A 15404-nucleotide genomic window follows, 5' to 3' on the forward strand; every position below is an offset into this window, starting at 1 on the left:
CAACGTCGCTCCCGCGAAGGCGGGAGCCCAGTGACTTTCATCAGCGCTTGCACAGCAAAGACGCTGGGTTCCCGCTTTCGCGGGAACGACGTGCGGCTTACTTGAATTGCTGCGTGGCGCGCACGAAGTGGTCGAGCTTCTCGCGCGCGGCGCCGCTGGCGATGGCTTCGCGCGCGCGGCGGATACCATCTTCGATCGAGTCGGCCACGTTGGCGGCATACAGCGCCGTGCCCGCGTTAAGCGAGACGATCTCGCGCGGCGTGCCGGGCACGTTGCCGAGCGCTTCGAGCAGCATCTCCTTCGACTCGACGGCATCGGCGACCTTCAGGCCGCGGTTGGAGACCATCGACAGACCGAAGTCTTCCGGGTGGATTTCGTACTCGCGGATCTCCCCGTCCTTCAGTTCGCCGACCAGCGTGGCGGCGCCGAGCGACACCTCGTCCATGCCGTCCTTGCCGTACACCACCAGCGCGTGCTTCGCGCCCAGGCGCTGCATCACGCGCACCTGGATGCCGACGAGATCCGGGTGGAACACGCCCATCAGGATGTTCGGCGCGTCGGCCGGGTTGGTCAGCGGGCCGAGGATATTGAAGATGGTGCGCACGCCCATTTCCTTGCGGATCGGCGCCACGTTCTTCATGGCCGGGTGGTGGGTCGGGGCGAACATGAAGCCGATGCCGGTCTGCGCGATACACTGGCCGACCTGTTCCGGCGTCAGCATGATGTTCACGCCCAGCGCTTCCAGCACGTCGGCGCTGCCCGACTTGGAACTCACGCCGCGGTTGCCGTGCTTGGCGATCTTCGCCCCGGCAGCGGCCGCCACGAACATCGAGGCGGTCGAGATATTGAACGTATGCGAGCCGTCGCCGCCGGTGCCGACGATATCGACGAAGTTTTCGCGGTCGGCTACATCGACCTTGTTGGCGAATTCGCGCATGACCTGCGCCGCGGCCGAGATCTCGCCGATGGTTTCCTTCTTTACGCGCAGGCCGGTCAGGATCGCGGCGGCCATCACCGGGGAGATCTGCGCCTGCATGATCTGCCGCATCAGGTGCAGCATCTCGTCGTGGAAGATCTCGCGGTGTTCGATACAGCGGGTCAGCGCTTCCTGGGCGGTGATGGTCATGGCGGTCTCGGTCGGTTGGGTGGCGTGCGGCGCGATGGAAACGGAAGGGGTGGGGGTGTCGAGCAGCCTCATCGCGTTGCTTTCAGGAAGTTGGCCAGCAGGGCATGGCCATGTTCGGAAAGGATCGATTCGGGATGGAACTGCACGCCTTCGACGGCCAGCGTCTTGTGGCGCACGCCCATGATCTCGCCATCAGGCGTCCAGGCGGTCACTTCCAGGCACTCGGGCAGCGTTTCGCGCTCGATCGCCAGCGAATGATAGCGCGTCACGTCGAAGTGCTTCGGCAGGCCGGCGAACACGCCCTCCTGCGTGGTCTCGATGGTGCTGACCTTGCCGTGCATGACCTGCTTGGCGCGGATCACCTTGCCGCCGAAGGCCTCGCCGATGGCCTGGTGGCCCAGGCACACGCCCAGCAGCGGGACCTTGCCTGCAAAGTGCTGCAGCACGGCCACCGAGATGCCGGCTTCCTTCGGGCTGCACGGGCCGGGCGACACGCAGATGTGGTCGGGTTTGAGCGCCTCGATTTCCTCGATCGTGATCTCGTCGTTGCGGTAGGTGCGCACGTCCTCGCCGAGTTCGCCGAAGTACTGCACCAGGTTGTAGGTGAACGAATCGTAGTTGTCGATCATCAGCAGCATGGCCTTTTCTCCCTTATTCCCTGGTTCAGATGTCGGAATCCAGGCCATCCTGGACCTGCTCGGCGGCGCGGATCACGGCGCGTGCCTTGGCTTCGGTTTCCCTCCATTCGGCTTCGGGGTCCGAATCGGCGACGATGCCGGCCGCGGCCTGCACGTAGAGGTTGCCGTCCTTGATGATGCCGGTGCGGATGGCGATTGCCAGGTCCATCTCGCCGCCGAACGACAGGTAGCCGACGGCGCCGCCATAGATGCCGCGCTTGCGCGGCTCCAGTTCGTCGATGATCTCCATCGCGTGCACCTTGGGCGCGCCCGACAGCGTACCGGCCGGGAAGGTGGCGCGCAGCACGTCCAGATTGCTCATGCCCGGACGCAGCGTGCCCTCGACCGAGCTGACGATGTGCTGCACGTGCGAGTATTTCTCGATCACCATCTTGTCGGTGACCTTGACCGAGCCGGTTTCGGCAATGCGGCCGATGTCGTTGCGCGCCAGGTCGATCAGCATCACGTGCTCGGCGATCTCTTTCGGGTCGTTGAGCAGTTCGGTGGCGAGCTGGGTATCTTTCTCGGGCGTGTTGCCGCGCGGGCGCGTGCCGGCCAGCGGACGGATGGTGACGATATGTTCGTCGCGCGCGTCGCCATTGGTGCCGACCTTGCGCGATTCCTGGCGCACCAGGATCTCCGGCGAGGCCCCGACGATCTGGAAATCGCCGAAGTTATAGAAGTACATGTACGGCGACGGGTTCAGCGAGCGCAGCGCGCGATACAGCGACAGCGGCGCGTCGCGGTATGGCTTCATCAGCCGCTGGCCGATCTGCACCTGCATCATGTCGCCGGCCATGATGTATTCCTTGGCCTTGTGCACGGCGGCGAGGTAGTCGGCCTTGGCGAACTCGCGGTAGACGTCGGTCTGCACCGACGGGCTGGTCACGGGCACGTCCACCGGCTGGCGCAGCTTCATGCGCAGCTCGCGCAGGCGCTGGCGCGCGCGGGAGTATGCCTCGGGCGTGGTCGGGTCGGCGTAGACGATCAGGTAGAGCTTGCCGGACAGGTTGTCGATCACGGCCAGCTCTTCGCACAGCAGCAACTGGATATCGGGCAGGCCGAGGTCATCAGCCTTCTGCGTGTTGGCCAGTTTCTTCTCGATATAGCGCACCGCGTCATAGCCGAAGTAGCCGGCCAGGCCGCCGCAGAAGCGCGGCAGGCCGGGGCGCAGCGCCACCTTGAAGCGGCTCTCGAACTCGGCGATGAAATCCAGAGGATTGCCTTCGTGGGTTTCGACCACCTTGCCGTCGGTCACGACCTCGGCGCGGTTGCCGTAGGAGCGCAGCAGCGTGCGGGCATGCAGGCCGATGAACGAGTAGCGCCCGAAGCGTTCGCCGCCCACCACCGATTCCAGCAGGAAGGTGTTGACGCCGCGCGTCTGCGACTGGGCCAGCTTCAGGTACAGCGACAGCGGGGTTTCCAGGTCGGCAAAGGCCTCGGCGATCAGGGGGATTCGGTTGTAGCCCTGGTCGGCCAGCGATTTGAATTCCAGTTCGGTCATGTCGATCCTCGTTTGCGGCGCGCGGCGTTCTTGGGTTGGCGCGGCGCCGTGGTGTCGGCAATTGGGCGGAAGCAGGCGCAAGGCCGCTCCGGTTGCGGAACCGTGGTGCGGAAAGACTGCGGACAAGACCGCACACGGCCTGGCGGCGTGTGGCGCGTTCTTGAGCTAAACGTAGCACATGCGGCTACGCTTGCTGGCGGGGAGTGAAGAGGGATCCTGGTAAGGATGCCGGCACCCTGGCCGGTGCTGACGAGCCTTCCGTACGAAGGCCCTTCAGCGGACTCGCGAACGCACTTTACGCCTGTTGGGAGGCGCGCCAGCGACGCCAGGGCCAAGCCTGCCGATCACTGCCAGAAGAGATGCGTTTGCGGTTGACGAACATTCAGGTGTTCTGGGGCTGTAGAGATTTGATTACCCGGGCTTCGGCCTTGAGCTTTCAGCGTGTCAGCACGGTTGGTGTGCAGAAAGAAGCTCTGCCACGCGGGCAATGGAATCGACTATACCATCGGCGTCGACGCCTTGTACAGGGTTGCCATGGTTGTAGCCATAGGGCATCAGCAGCACGCCCATGCCGGCCGCGCGGGCCGCCTGCGCGTCGTTTTCCGAGTCGCCGATGGCCAGCATGGCGGACGGATCGAGGTGGAAAACCTCGGCCACCTTGAGCAGCGGGTACGGGTCCGGCTTGCGCAGCGGAAACGCATCGCCGCCGTAGACCAGCTCGAAATACTGCGCCAGCCCGGTCTTGGCCAGCAGCGGCTCGGTGAAGTTGTAGGGCTTGTTGGTCACGCAGGCCATGCGCAGTCCGGCCGCCTTCAGCGCCGCCAGGCCTTCGCGCACGCCGGGGTAGACCCGCGAGAACTGGCCGTTGATGCGGATGTACTCGCGGTCGTAGAGCGCATAAGCCTGGGCGAACAGGCCGTTGGCGTGCAGCGGCGAGAAACGCGCATCCAGCACGCGCCGGATCAGGTTCTCCGAGCCCTTGCCGACGAAGCTGACGATCTCCTGTTCGGACATCGGCGCCACCGGCCCCAGGTTGGGGTGCAGGTGCGCCAGCGCCAGCAGCATGGCGTTGATCGAGGCGTGGAAATCGCCGGCGGTGTCGACCATGGTGCCGTCCAGGTCGACGATCACGCCCTCGATGCCGCGCCAGTCGGCACGGCGCAGCGTCATGCCGGCGCTCATTGGCCGACCTTGGCCAGCTCGGCGCGCAGCGCGGAGATAATGCCGCGGTAGCCGCCGTCGGCGTCGGGCTTGCCGAACACGGCCGAACCGGCCACGAAGGTGTCGGCGCCGGCCGCGGCGATTTCCGCGATGTTGTCGACCTTCACGCCGCCGTCCACTTCCAGCAGGATCTTGCGGCCGGTACGGGCGGTGTAGGCATCGATGCGCTGGCGCACGGCGCGCAGCTTGTTCAGCGTCTCGGGGATGAACGACTGGCCGCCGAAGCCCGGGTTGACCGACATCAGCAGGATCACGTCCAGGCGGTCCATCACATGGTCCAGGTGGTGCAGCGGCGTGGCCGGGTTGAACACCAGGCCGGCCTGGCAGCCGTTGTCGCGGATCAGCGCGAGCGAGCGGTCGACGTGTTCGCTGGCTTCCGGGTGGAAGGTGATGATGTTGGCACCGGCCTTGGCGAAGTCCGGGATGATGCGGTCCACCGGGCGCACCATCAGGTGCACGTCGATCGGGGCGGTCACATGCGGGCGGATCGCCTCGCAGACCAGCGGGCCCACCGTCAGGTTCGGGACGTAGTGGTTGTCCATCACGTCGAAGTGGATCCAGTCGGCGCCGGCCTCGGTCACGCGGCGGACTTCCTCGCCCAGGCGGGCAAAGTCGGCGGACAGGATGGACGGGGCGATGCGGTAGGTGGGCGTGCTCATGGCGGCGGGCGGAAAAAAGGGGACTGTGTGGTGGGCGGCGCGGCGGGAATCCTGCTCGTGCGGGGCGATCCGGGGACTGCCGGCCGGCGAATGGCGCGTATTTTACGCCTGTCGGCGCCGTGGAGCCGGGGCCGACTCTGCACTTGCCGCTGCCGGAGCCTTGCCGCACAATGCGCCTACCCTTGAAGCCGGATCCCGCAGACAAATGAGCGAGTACGCTTTTTCCGTGGCGGTACGCACCCAGTACCTGCCCGACCAGTCCGACCCCGAACGCGGGCGCCACGCCTTCGCGTACACCATCACAATCCACAATACCGGCGAAGTCGCCGCGCAGCTGATCTCGCGCCATTGGATCATTACCGACAGCGACAATGCGTCGCAGGAAGTCTCGGGCCTCGGCGTGGTCGGCCATCAGCCGCTGCTCAAGCCGGGCGAGCATTTCGAGTACACGAGCTGGGCCACGATCTCAACGCCAGTGGGCTCGATGAAGGGCGAATATTTCTGCGTGGCCGAGGACGGCCACCGCTTCGAGGTGCCGATTCCCGAGTTCGCGCTGGTACTGCCGCGCATGCTGCACTGAGCGGCATCGGGCCGCAGCTTGCGGCGCCGGGAACCTACTGGCGCGGCTGGCTGTCCTGATCCTGCGGCGGCTTCTGGTCCCGGGCCTGGCGCGACGGGTGGTCAGCGGGGGCACGGGTCGGGCGAGGGTTCTTCTTCGCCGTGCCCATGGTCCAGACCACGATGAAGATCAGCAGGAACAGCGCCACGCCGGCTTCGAGCGCGAACAGCAGCATCGGGTGGGCTTCAAGGAACTCGGACATGATCGGTACGGCGGGCGGCCCTCACGGGCGCCGGCATCGGTGACGATTGACGCCGGGCATTGTAGGGCATTGGCCCGGGTGCATGCGCGGCGGCGCTGGACAATACGAACTGACAAGATGGCAATTGCGCATTCCCTTTCCACGTTTCCTCGATCCCAGGCCAGCCGCCGTGCCGGCGCGCCGTGGCGGGGCTGGCTCGCGCTGGCAGCCGGCGCCGCGCTGCTGGCCGGCTGCATGAGCGGGCCGCCGCCGCGCATCGAGACCGGCGGCGCGCCCGGCACGCCGGTGCCGACGCCGGGCACGCAGAAGGGCCGCCTGCAGGCCGCGAGCTGGAGCGAGATCAACGGCTGGACGCAGGACGACATGCGCGCCGCCTGGCCCGCACTGCAGGCCAGCTGCCAGGCGCTGAAAAAACGCGCCGAATGGAGCCGCGCGTGCGCCGCGGGCCTGATGGTCGACGCCGGCGACCTCGGCGCCATGCGGGCCTACTTCGAATCCAATTTCCAGCCCTACCGCGTCATCAACGGCGACGGCTCCGACAGCGGCCTGATCACCGGCTACTACGAACCCATCCTGCACGGCTCGCGTACGCGGCAAGGCCCGTACCAGATTCCGCTGTACCGCAAGCCGGCGCAGCTGGCCAACCGTGGGCTGCCCGCCCGGGCCGAGCTGCTGCAGAATCCGGCGCTGCGCGGCAACGAGCTGGTGTGGGTGGACGACGCGGTGGAAGCCGCCTTCCTGCAGATCCAGGGTTCCGGCCGCATCCGGCTGCCCAACGGCGCCGTGATGCGCGTGGGCTTTGGCGGCACTAACGACCAGCCGTTCCGCTCGTTCGGCAAGTGGCTGCTCGACCGCGGCGAGATCACGCCGGTGCAGGCGACCATGCAGGGCATCAAGGCCTGGGCGCGGGCCAACCCGTCGCGCGTGGACGAGATGCTCAACGTGAACCCCCGCTATGTGTTTTTCCGCGAGCTGCCGCCGACCAATGACGGCCCGGTCGGCGCGCTGGGCGTGCCGCTGACGGCCGAGCGCTCGATCGCGGTCGATCCGGCCACGATTCCGCTGGGCGTGCCCGTATTCCTGTCGACCACGCGCCCGCTGTCGACCGAACCGATCGAGCGGCTGATGTTCGCGCAGGACACCGGCAGCGCCATCAAGGGCGGCGTGCGTGCGGACTTCTTCTGGGGCGCGGGAGACGCCGCGGGCGAGACCGCCGGCCGCATGAAGCAGGGCGGCCGGATGTGGGTGCTGATGCCGCGCAGCTGAGCGCTGCGGCGTTAGCGCGAGCGCTGGTCGACGATGCGCCGCGCCTTGCCGACCGAGCGCTCGATGCCGCCGGCCGGCAGCACCTCGATGCCGGCGCTGACGCCGATATACGCCTTGATATCGTGGACCAGCGCGTCTCGCGCGGCCTGTGCCGTTGCTGGTTCGCCGCCGTGGGCGCATTCCACGCGGACGGTCAGCACGTCCATCGGTCCCTCGCGCGTCAGCACGCACTGGTAGTGCGGCGCCAGTTCGGGGCGCTTCAGGATCAGTTCTTCGATCTGCGACGGGAACACGTTCACGCCGCGCACGATCATCATGTCGTCGGTGCGGCCGGTGACCTTTTCCATGCGCCGGAACGCCGGGCGCGCGGTGCCCGGCAGCAGCCGCGTCAGATCGCGGGTGCGGTAGCGGACCACCGGCATCGCTTCCTTGGTCAGCGACGTGAACACCAGCTCGCCGAACTCGCCGTCGGGCAGCACCTCGCCGGTGTCCGGGTCGATGATCTCGGGGTAGAAGTGGTCTTCCCAGACGGTCGGGCCGTCCTTGGTCTCGGCGCACTCGTTGGCCACGCCCGGACCCATTACCTCGGACAGGCCGTAGATGTCCACCGCCGAAATGTTCATGCGCTTCTCGATCGCCTGGCGCATTTCCGGCGTCCACGGCTCGGCGCCGAAGATGCCGACGCGCAGGGATGTGCTGGCCGGGTCGATGCCCTGGCGCTCGAATTCATCGGCAATCGCCAGCATGTAGCTGGGCGTGACCATGATGATCTCGGGCTTGAAATCCGTGATCAGTTGCACCTGGCGCTCGGTCTGCCCGCCGCCGAACGGGATCGCCGTGAGGCCGGCCTTTTCCACGCCGTAGTGCGCGCCCAAGCCGCCCGTGAACAGGCCGTAGCCATAGCTGACGTGCACCTTGTCGCCGCGCCGCGCGCCGGACGCGCGGATCGAGCGCGCCATCACGGTGGCCCAGGTATCGATGTCCTTCAGCGTGTAGCCCACCACCGTCGGCTTGCCGGTGGTGCCCGACGAGGCATGCACGCGCGCCACGCGGTCCTGGGGCACGGCGAACATGCCGAACGGATAGTTGTCGCGCAGGTCCTGCTTGCTGGTGAACGGGAAGCGCGCCAGGTCCGCCAGCGTCTGGAGCTGGTCCGGGTGCACGCCGGCCTCGTCGAACTTGCGGCGGTAGACCGGCGAATGCTCGTAGGCATGATGCAGCGACCACTTCAGGCGTTCGAGCTGCAGCGCCTGCAGCTCGGCGCGGCTGGCGGTCTCGATGGGTTCGAGCGGCAGATCGGTCAGGCGCGTGCTCATATCGTCTCCTGCACGGGGGGGCGGTCTTGTCGGTGAAATCGTCTTGTGCGGGCCAGGCCACCGGCCTGGCGATGCTTCAGGTGATGTTTTCCGGCGGTACCACGTGGCCCTTGATCTGCGCCGACTTGCCGCGGAACATCGCCACCACTTCGCCGGCGGCGTTGGTCACGCGGATGTCGTAGATGCCATGCCGGCCGGACAGGGTCTGCTCGACTGCCTCGGCGGTCAGCACGTCGCCGCCGTGCACGGGCTTCAGGAACTCGATGCTGCAGCCCGCCGCCACGGTATTGATATTGTGGCTATTGCACGCGAAAGCGAAGCTGGAGTCAGCCAGTGTAAACATCAGGCCGCCGTGGCAGATGCCGTGGCCATTGAGGAATTCGGGCCGTACCGGCATGGTCAGCCGGGCATAGCCGGGCCGCACTTCCTGCACCACGATGCCGAGCCAGCGGCTGCACGTATCGGCTTCGTACATGGCGGCGGCGGCCGCTTCGGCGAGTGCCTGCGGATTCTTGGTCAAGCGGGTCTCCTGTCTCGGTGGGGCGGCGCCCGGCGGCACCTGCCGGTCAGCGGCCGGTGAACTTCGGCGCGCGCTTTTCCAGGAAGGCATTGACGCCTTCCGCATAGTCGGCGGATTGCCCGAGCTCGCGCTGCAGGTCCCGTTCCAGGTCAAGCTGTGCATCCAGCGTCAAGGTGCCGCTGGCATGCATGGCGCGCTTGATCGCCGCGAGGGCGCGCGTGGGTTGGGCCGCCAGGTGCGTGGCGAGGGCCAGCGCCTGCTCATGCAGCAGGGGATCGTCCATGGTTTCCCAGACCAGGCCCCATTTCTCGGCCTCTTCGGCCGAGAGCTTCTCGCCAGTCATGGCCAGGCCCAAGGCGCGTGCCATGCCGATACGCTTGGGCAGCAGCCAGGTGCCGCCGGAATCGGGTACCAGCCCGATCTTGACGAAGGCCTGGATGAAACTGGCCGAACGCGCCGCCAGCACCATGTCGCAGGCCAGCGCCAGGTTGGCGCCGGCGCCCGCGGCGGTGCCGTTCACAGCGGCCACTACCGGCAGCGGCAGCGCCTGTAGGCGGCGGACGAGCGGATTGAAATAGCTGTCGATCAGCGCGCCCAGGTCGGTCATCTTGCCCGGCGTGAAGTCCAGGTCGGCGAGATCCTGGCCGGCGCAGAAGCCGCGGCCGGCGCCGGTCAGCAGCAGCGCGCGGGCGCCGCCAGCCTCCACATGATCGAGTGCTTGCTGCAGCGCGCCGTGCATCTCGCGCGTGAAACTGTTGAGCTTGTCGGGGCGGTTCAGGGTGATCACGGCCACGGTGCCTTGCCATGCCAGCAAGACCGGGCCGGAGTCCATGCTGACCGGCTGGCCAGCGGGCGCGGACATCGGGGGCATTGTTGTCTCCTGCCTTGGTGTTCTCGTCGGGCGGTTCTTTAATTAACCGACCAGTCGGTCGGCTAATGGTAGCATCAAACGCCGAACGCAGGTGGTGCCGGCTGCTTCAGCGCCGGGAGCCTGCCGCTGCACGCCTTGCCAGGGCCAGTCCGGATGCTTTGCGCGATTGTCGGCGACCGTCGCCATGCCGGGGGAGAGTGTCGCTCTATAATCGCGCTGCCACAAACAACCCGAAGCCTGCCGGTCTCCGTACCCGGACACCGGCGTGCCCGCCTTTTTGCATTGGATACCCCATGAAGAAGTTCGCTGCACTACTCCTGATTTCGACCGTCGCGCTGCTTGGGGCGTGCGGCAAGAAGGAATCGGCGCCCGCCGCCGCCACGGAGCCGGCCGCGGCCAGCAAGATCATTGTCGGCCTGGACGACAATTTCCCGCCGATGGGCTTCCGCGACAGCAACAACGAACTGGTCGGCTTCGATATCGACATGGCCAAGGAAGCGAGCCGCCGTCTCGGCATGACGGTCGAGTTCAAGCCGATCGACTGGAGCGCCAAGGAAGCCGAGCTCAACGGCAAGCGCGTGGATGTCCTGTGGAACGGCCTGACCATCACGGAAGAGCGCAAGCAGAACATCAGCTTCACCGCTCCCTATATGACGAACCACCAGATCGTCATCGTCGGCACCAACTCGCCGGTGAAGACCAAGGCCGACCTGGCCGGCCGCATCGTCGGCGCGCAGGACGGCAGCAGCGCGGTGGATGCGATCAAGAAGGAAGCCCAGATCGCGGCCAGCCTGAAGGAACTCAAGACGTTCGGCGATAACGTGACGGCCCTGATGGACCTGTCGGCCGGCCGCCTCGACGCGATCGTGGTGGACGAAGTGGTGGGCCGCTACCTCATCAGCAAGCGCGCCGGCGAATACCGCGTGCTGGACGAGAACTTCGGCACGGAAGACTACGGTGTCGGCGTACGCAAGGACGACGGCGAGCTGCTCGGCAAGCTCGACAAGACCCTGGCTTCGATGAAGGAAGACGGCACGGCAGCCCGCATCGCCACCCAGTGGTTCGGCGCCGACATCACCAAGTAATCCTGACCTTTCGCGACGTCCCGCGCTGCATTGGCGGCGCAGCGTCGCGCCTCATCGCGGTCCGGGCGCCGGCACGGTAACAACGGCCCCGCGCACCGGACCCGAATCCATTCCATCCGCGCAAGCATGGATTACGTCTTATCCCTTCTGCCGCCATTGGCGCAGGGTGCGAAAGTCACCCTCACACTGTTCCTCATCACGCTCGCCCTCTCGGTACCGCTGGGGCTGGGGCTGGCGCTGGCGCGCATCTCGAAATGGCCGCTGCTGAGCGGCCTCGTCAACGGCTATATCTGGCTGATGCGCGGCACGCCGCTGATGCTGCAGATGCTGTTCATCTATTTCGCGCTGCCGTTCGTGCCGGTCATCGGTGTGCGCCTGCCGGACTTTCCCGCCGCGGTGGTCGCGTTCGCGCTGAACTACGCGGCCTATTTCGCGGAAATCTTCCGCGCCGGGATCAAGTCGGTCGATCGCGGCCAGTATGAGGCCAGCAAGGCGCTTGGCATGACTTACTTCCAGACCATGCGGCGCGTCGTACTGCCGCAGATGGTCAGCCGCGTGTTGCCGCCGGTCAGCAACGAGACCATCACGCTGATCAAGGACACGTCCCTGATCTACGTCCTGGCGCTCAACGATATTCTCCGCACCGCACGCGGCATCGTGCAGCGCGACTTCACCACCACGCCGTTCCTGGTCGCCGCGCTGTTCTATCTGGTGATGACACTGATCCTGACCTGGTTTTTCCAGCACCTCGAGAAACGCTATGCCAAACATGATGACTGACCGGGCCGGAGCCGATTCCAGCCGGGCACCCGGCGCCATGGTCGCGGCGCGGGACATCGTCAAGGCATTCGGGCCGCTGCAGGTCCTGCACGGGGTCTCCCTGACCTTGCGCAAGGGCGACGTCACGGCGGTGATCGGGCCTTCGGGCTCGGGGAAGAGCACCTTGCTGCGCTGCCTCAACCATCTCGAGGTGATCGACAGCGGCACTATCGAGATCGAAGGCGAGGCGCTGGCGACGACGGGATCCGATGGCGCCGCCAAATACGTGCCGGACGGGGAAGTGCGCCGCATCTGCCGCAAGATGGGCATGGTGTTCCAGTCGTTCAACCTGTTCCCGCACATGACGGTCCTGCAGAACATCATCGAGGCGCCGATGACGGTCAAGGGTTTGTCGCGCGATGCGGTGGTGCCCAAGGCCGAGGAACTGTTGCGCAAGGTCGGCCTGCTGGCCAAGCGGGACAGCTATCCGGCGCGCCTGTCCGGCGGGCAGAAGCAGCGCGTGGCCATCGCCCGCGCCTTGGCGATGGAGCCTGACATCATGCTGTTCGATGAACCGACTTCCGCGCTCGACCCGGAGCTGACCGGCGAGGTCCTGCGGACCATGCGGCAACTCGCCGACGAGCATATGACCATGCTCGTGGTCACGCATGAGATGGGCTTCGCACGAGAAGTCGCCAACCATGTCGTGTTCATGGACGAGGGCAGGATCCTCGAGGAAGGGCCGCCTGAGCGTGTGTTCGGCGCGCCCACCCATGCGCGTACCAAGGAATTCCTGGCGCACATGCTCTAGCAGCGCCGCCACCGCGTGATCCCGAGAATCCTGCGGTGGCGTATTCCCCGGAAGTTTTTCTCCGCGATATATACGCGCTCCAGGGCAGGATATCCCAAGCGGTAGCGGGACCAATCACTCCTCCTCATCGAAGCTGCCAGGCTATCCGGCCTGATGTGCCGGCTTCTGGCACCGTCCGCCTGGGATGGTGTAGCGCCCTCCTATCTCGTGTATTTGCCTATTTTTATTGGGGTCGCTTCGCCGGAAACGCCGAAGGTGACGCATCGGCCATGCATCTCACATCCAGCGGGCAGACGTGACGCCGATGCAACTAACAGTCATTTCGCCTGTCTTTATTTCCAAACAAAGGTCTGGCAGACTCCCTGACTTCTTTCCGGGCGCTCAAGATCAGCCAATGCCTCGATCGAGTCACCCCGGGGCGCAATGGATTCCTCGTCAACGCGCAAGGGGACAGGCGGCAGGACATTTTGTCCGATCCCATCTCGGCAGCTGGAGAATCAATGTTGCAGAAAACGAAACTGGCTAACGGTAAATCGAGGCCGCGGGCACTGGTTCTTTGCATTGGCGGCCTGGGTGATGTCGTATGGGCCAGCGCATCCATCGATGCCTTGCGCGAAGCCCATGGGAACGATATCGAGATCGACCTGCTGCTGAAGCATCGCTCTGGTGAATTATTCAGGCACGATCCACGCATTTCGCGAATCCTCATTCTGCGCGGGGGCCCCAGGCTGCCCTTGCTGGTGAACCCGCACAAGTGGCTGATACTCGCACAGGCACTACTCCGCTATCCCTATCATCTGATTCTGGATCTGACCATCAACAGGACGGACTTCTTCCCGAGCCTGGGCTGGTTCTTCCCAGCTGCCCACAAGGTCAAGGTCTATAAGGTGCGGCAGGAAGTGGATCCGCCGGAGACCCACAGGACGACGGTCGTTCAGCGGCTGCTCGCCTATTGCACGCCTGACCATATCGCAAATCGGGCCATGCCCTCGCTAAGAAGGCCGGACATCGACATCCGGGCGCGTTATGGGCTGCAAACACCATTCATCTGCCTGCATACCGGTAACAGCTCGTTCTATCACAACAGAAAGAACACGCGTCTTTGGCCTGTGGAGAAATGGATCGAACTGCTGGAGGGCTGGTCGCGATATTTCCCGCACCATCAGCCTGTGTTGATCGGCACGCCGGCTGAAGCCGAGCATATAGCGCAGATTGCGGACAAGTTCCCGGGGGTCATCAACCTGTGCGGCAAGACGCCGTTGCCGGAGATGATGGCGCTGATCGCCGACGCGGATCTCCTGATCGGCACGGATACCGGGCCAACCCATGTTGCGGCGGCATTCGGTACGCCGGTTGTCGCGATCTTCGGGCCGACGCTTTCGCACGTGACAGGCCCCGCCGGCGACAGCAATCGCTTGCGAATCGTCAAGCCGTTGACGGGCACGTTGATCGAGGACGTGCAGGTGAGCCAGGTCGTGGAAGCGTCGTATGAGCTCATTTCGGGCGACGGGAATCTTCGCGCAACGGAAGCGGCTACAAAGAACGACGACCCGTTCGTGAACAGGCAAGCCCCGCAAAAGGGTTTGTGGGCGCGGTCGGATGATCTCGCGAACGCCGGCGGCGTCGCGCCATGAATGCGCCTGCCTGCGCGGATAGTCCCAATTGCCCCGGCAACGTGGCAAACTCTCCGCCTGCATTTGCCTATAAAGGAGAAGACATGTCGTACGAAAACATCCTGGTGGAAACGCGCGGCCGCGTCGGGCTGGTCACGCTGCATCGCCCGAAGGCGCTGAACGCGCTCAACGACGCGCTGATGGATGAACTGGGCGCCGCGCTGACGGCTTTCGACAGGGATGAGGGCATCGGCGCCATCGTCATTACCGGCAGCGAGAAGGCATTTGCCGCCGGCGCCGACATCGGCATGATGGCGAAGTACTCGTTCATGGACGTCTACAAGGGCGACTACATCACCCGCAACTGGGAAACCATCCGCACCATCCGCAAGCCGGTGATCGCGGCCGTGGCAGGCTACGCACTCGGGGGCGGCTCCGAACTCGCCATGATGTGCGACATCATCATCGCTGCCGAGAACGCGCGTTTCGGGCAGCCTGAAGTCAAGCTGGGCACGATGCCCGGCGCCGGCGGTACGCAGCGCATGCCGCGTGCGGTGTCCAAGGCCAAGGCCATGGACCTGTGCCTGACGGCGCGCATGATGGATGCTGCCGAAGCCGAACGCGCCGGCCTGGTGTCGCGCGTGGTGCCCGCAGACAAGCTGCTCGACGAAGCGCTGGCGGCAGCGGAAACCATCGCCGGCTACTCGCTGCCGGTGGTCATGATGATCAAGGAGTCGATCAACGCGGCCTACGAAACCACGCTCGCCGAAGGCGTGCGCTTCGAGCGCCGGCTGTTCCATTCGACTTTTGCCAGCGAAGACCAGAAGGAAGGGATGGCCGCCTTCGTCGAAAAGCGCAGCCCCAATTTCCAGCATCGTTGAGAGCTTGATGAGGGAATACCCGAGGGTAATGCAGGGGTATTCCCGTGTGCAGATACCTCGTGAAAACGGGATTTTCTTTGTTGCTCAATGGCTTACAAGATAATCCCGGCCATCCCTATCGAAATACTGTGACAAAGTTGTTGCAAGGGGCGCGGAACCGGCCTAATATTCGCCCCCTCGCAACACGAGACGGCGCTGCAAGGCAGGGCAGGCAAGGGTTGCGGGGTGGATTGGGTGGTTGGAAGCGCGAAGTTGGCGCGACTGGCTGAAGCAA

16 protein-coding genes are annotated in these 15404 nt (G+C 65.4%); 7 read left to right on the top strand and 9 right to left on the bottom strand.

Going from position 1 to position 15404, the window contains the following annotated elements:
* Nucleotides 1–97: 97 nt before the first annotated feature.
* The 5 genes from trpD to rpe all read right to left on the bottom strand — a co-directional run bounded on the left by trpD (nt 98) and on the right by rpe (nt 5187).
* Nucleotides 98–1126, bottom strand: coding sequence for an anthranilate phosphoribosyltransferase (trpD, locus tag LDO29_RS19990; protein WP_224081505.1), 1029 nt, complete (start codon nt 1124–1126; stop codon nt 98–100).
* A gap of 68 nt (nt 1127–1194) precedes the next feature.
* On the bottom strand, nt 1195–1764 hold the full coding sequence (locus LDO29_RS19995) for an aminodeoxychorismate/anthranilate synthase component II (protein ID WP_224081506.1): 570 nt from the start codon (nt 1762–1764) through the stop codon (nt 1195–1197).
* Between the two features lie 25 nt (nt 1765–1789).
* Nucleotides 1790–3307, bottom strand: coding sequence for an anthranilate synthase component I (gene trpE / locus LDO29_RS20000; RefSeq protein ID WP_224081507.1), 1518 nt, complete (start codon nt 3305–3307; stop codon nt 1790–1792).
* 444 nt (nt 3308–3751) lie between these two features.
* Nucleotides 3752–4489 carry a phosphoglycolate phosphatase gene (locus LDO29_RS20005; protein ID WP_224081508.1) on the bottom strand — a complete coding sequence of 246 codons (738 nt, stop codon included), beginning with the start codon at nt 4487–4489 and terminating at the stop codon, nt 3752–3754.
* The gene (gene rpe / locus LDO29_RS20010; protein WP_224081509.1) at nt 4486–5187 is read right to left on the bottom strand and encodes a ribulose-phosphate 3-epimerase; all 702 of its coding nucleotides are present in this window, start codon (nt 5185–5187) and stop codon (nt 4486–4488) included. The genes LDO29_RS20005 and rpe overlap by 4 nt, the downstream gene beginning before the upstream one ends.
* 205 nt (nt 5188–5392) lie before the next feature.
* Between rpe and apaG the strand changes: the two genes are divergently transcribed.
* Nucleotides 5393–5767 (top strand): Co2+/Mg2+ efflux protein ApaG, encoded by a 375-nt coding sequence (gene apaG / locus LDO29_RS20015; RefSeq protein ID WP_041679716.1) that lies wholly within the window; start codon nt 5393–5395, stop codon nt 5765–5767.
* A gap of 34 nt (nt 5768–5801) precedes the next feature.
* Here apaG and LDO29_RS20020 read toward each other — a convergent pair whose 3' ends face one another.
* The gene (locus LDO29_RS20020; RefSeq protein ID WP_224081510.1) at nt 5802–6008 is read right to left on the bottom strand and encodes a hypothetical protein; all 207 of its coding nucleotides are present in this window, start codon (nt 6006–6008) and stop codon (nt 5802–5804) included.
* Between the two features lie 117 nt (nt 6009–6125).
* Here LDO29_RS20020 and mltA point away from each other — a divergent pair, with 117 nt between their 5' ends.
* Nucleotides 6126–7274: a murein transglycosylase A gene (gene mltA, locus LDO29_RS20025; RefSeq protein WP_224081511.1), complete on the top strand. Its 1149-nt coding sequence runs from the start codon at nt 6126–6128 to the stop codon at nt 7272–7274.
* 11 nt (nt 7275–7285) lie between these two features.
* On the opposite strand, the gene paaK is transcribed toward mltA, so the two are convergent.
* The 3 genes from paaK to paaG form a co-directional block, all read right to left on the bottom strand.
* The gene (paaK, locus tag LDO29_RS20030) at nt 7286–8590 is read right to left on the bottom strand and encodes a phenylacetate--CoA ligase PaaK (protein WP_224081512.1); all 1305 of its coding nucleotides are present in this window, start codon (nt 8588–8590) and stop codon (nt 7286–7288) included.
* 76 nt (nt 8591–8666) lie between these two features.
* Nucleotides 8667–9110 (bottom strand): hydroxyphenylacetyl-CoA thioesterase PaaI, encoded by a 444-nt coding sequence (paaI, locus tag LDO29_RS20035; protein WP_224081513.1) that lies wholly within the window; start codon nt 9108–9110, stop codon nt 8667–8669.
* A gap of 46 nt (nt 9111–9156) precedes the next feature.
* A complete protein-coding gene (gene paaG / locus LDO29_RS20040) occupies nt 9157–9942 on the bottom strand; it encodes a 2-(1,2-epoxy-1,2-dihydrophenyl)acetyl-CoA isomerase PaaG (RefSeq protein ID WP_224081526.1) in 786 nt (261 codons plus the stop codon).
* Between the two features lie 332 nt (nt 9943–10274).
* On the opposite strand from paaG, the gene LDO29_RS20045 reads away from it, so the two are divergent.
* The 5 genes from LDO29_RS20045 (at nt 10275) to LDO29_RS20065 (ending at nt 15130) form a co-directional block, all read left to right on the top strand.
* Nucleotides 10275–11066, top strand: coding sequence for an amino acid ABC transporter substrate-binding protein (locus LDO29_RS20045; RefSeq protein ID WP_224081514.1), 792 nt, complete (start codon nt 10275–10277; stop codon nt 11064–11066).
* A 126-nt stretch (nt 11067–11192) separates the two neighbouring features.
* The gene (locus LDO29_RS20050) at nt 11193–11846 is read left to right on the top strand and encodes an amino acid ABC transporter permease (protein WP_224081527.1); all 654 of its coding nucleotides are present in this window, start codon (nt 11193–11195) and stop codon (nt 11844–11846) included.
* 37 nt (nt 11847–11883) lie between these two features.
* Nucleotides 11884–12636: an amino acid ABC transporter ATP-binding protein gene (locus LDO29_RS20055; RefSeq protein ID WP_224081528.1), complete on the top strand. Its 753-nt coding sequence runs from the start codon at nt 11884–11886 to the stop codon at nt 12634–12636.
* A gap of 500 nt (nt 12637–13136) precedes the next feature.
* Nucleotides 13137–14270, top strand: a complete 1134-nt coding sequence (locus LDO29_RS20060; protein WP_224081515.1) for a glycosyltransferase family 9 protein — start codon at nt 13137–13139, stop codon at nt 14268–14270.
* 83 nt (nt 14271–14353) lie between these two features.
* On the top strand, nt 14354–15130 hold the full coding sequence (locus tag LDO29_RS20065) for an enoyl-CoA hydratase (protein ID WP_224081516.1): 777 nt from the start codon (nt 14354–14356) through the stop codon (nt 15128–15130).
* Nucleotides 15131–15404 lie beyond the last annotated feature (274 nt).

Origin of the sequence: Cupriavidus laharis, assembly GCF_914271435.1 — a bacterium.
GTDB classification, from domain to species: Bacteria; Pseudomonadota; Gammaproteobacteria; order Burkholderiales; family Burkholderiaceae; genus Cupriavidus; species Cupriavidus laharis.

Bases quoted from the DNA above. Each gene is read 5' to 3' on its own strand.
- trpD (WP_224081505.1), bottom strand. From the start codon at position 1,126: ATGACCATCACCGCCCAGGAAGCGCTGACCCGCTGTATCGAACACCGC.
- LDO29_RS19995 (WP_224081506.1), bottom strand. From the start codon at position 1,764: ATGCTGCTGATGATCGACAACTACGATTCGTTCACCTACAACCTGGTG.
- trpE (WP_224081507.1), bottom strand. From the start codon at position 3,307: ATGACCGAACTGGAATTCAAATCGCTGGCCGACCAGGGCTACAACCGA.
- LDO29_RS20005 (WP_224081508.1), bottom strand. From the start codon at position 4,489: ATGAGCGCCGGCATGACGCTGCGCCGTGCCGACTGGCGCGGCATCGAG.
- rpe (WP_224081509.1), bottom strand. From the start codon at position 5,187: ATGAGCACGCCCACCTACCGCATCGCCCCGTCCATCCTGTCCGCCGAC.
- apaG (WP_041679716.1), top strand. From the start codon at position 5,393: ATGAGCGAGTACGCTTTTTCCGTGGCGGTACGCACCCAGTACCTGCCC.
- LDO29_RS20020 (WP_224081510.1), bottom strand. From the start codon at position 6,008: ATGTCCGAGTTCCTTGAAGCCCACCCGATGCTGCTGTTCGCGCTCGAA.
- mltA (WP_224081511.1), top strand. From the start codon at position 6,126: ATGGCAATTGCGCATTCCCTTTCCACGTTTCCTCGATCCCAGGCCAGC.
- paaK (WP_224081512.1), bottom strand. From the start codon at position 8,590: ATGAGCACGCGCCTGACCGATCTGCCGCTCGAACCCATCGAGACCGCC.
- paaG (WP_224081526.1), bottom strand. From the start codon at position 9,942: ATGGACTCCGGCCCGGTCTTGCTGGCATGGCAAGGCACCGTGGCCGTG.
- LDO29_RS20045 (WP_224081514.1), top strand. From the start codon at position 10,275: ATGAAGAAGTTCGCTGCACTACTCCTGATTTCGACCGTCGCGCTGCTT.
- LDO29_RS20050 (WP_224081527.1), top strand. From the start codon at position 11,193: ATGGATTACGTCTTATCCCTTCTGCCGCCATTGGCGCAGGGTGCGAAA.
- LDO29_RS20055 (WP_224081528.1), top strand. From the start codon at position 11,884: ATGGTCGCGGCGCGGGACATCGTCAAGGCATTCGGGCCGCTGCAGGTC.
- LDO29_RS20060 (WP_224081515.1), top strand. From the start codon at position 13,137: ATGTTGCAGAAAACGAAACTGGCTAACGGTAAATCGAGGCCGCGGGCA.
- LDO29_RS20065 (WP_224081516.1), top strand. From the start codon at position 14,354: ATGTCGTACGAAAACATCCTGGTGGAAACGCGCGGCCGCGTCGGGCTG.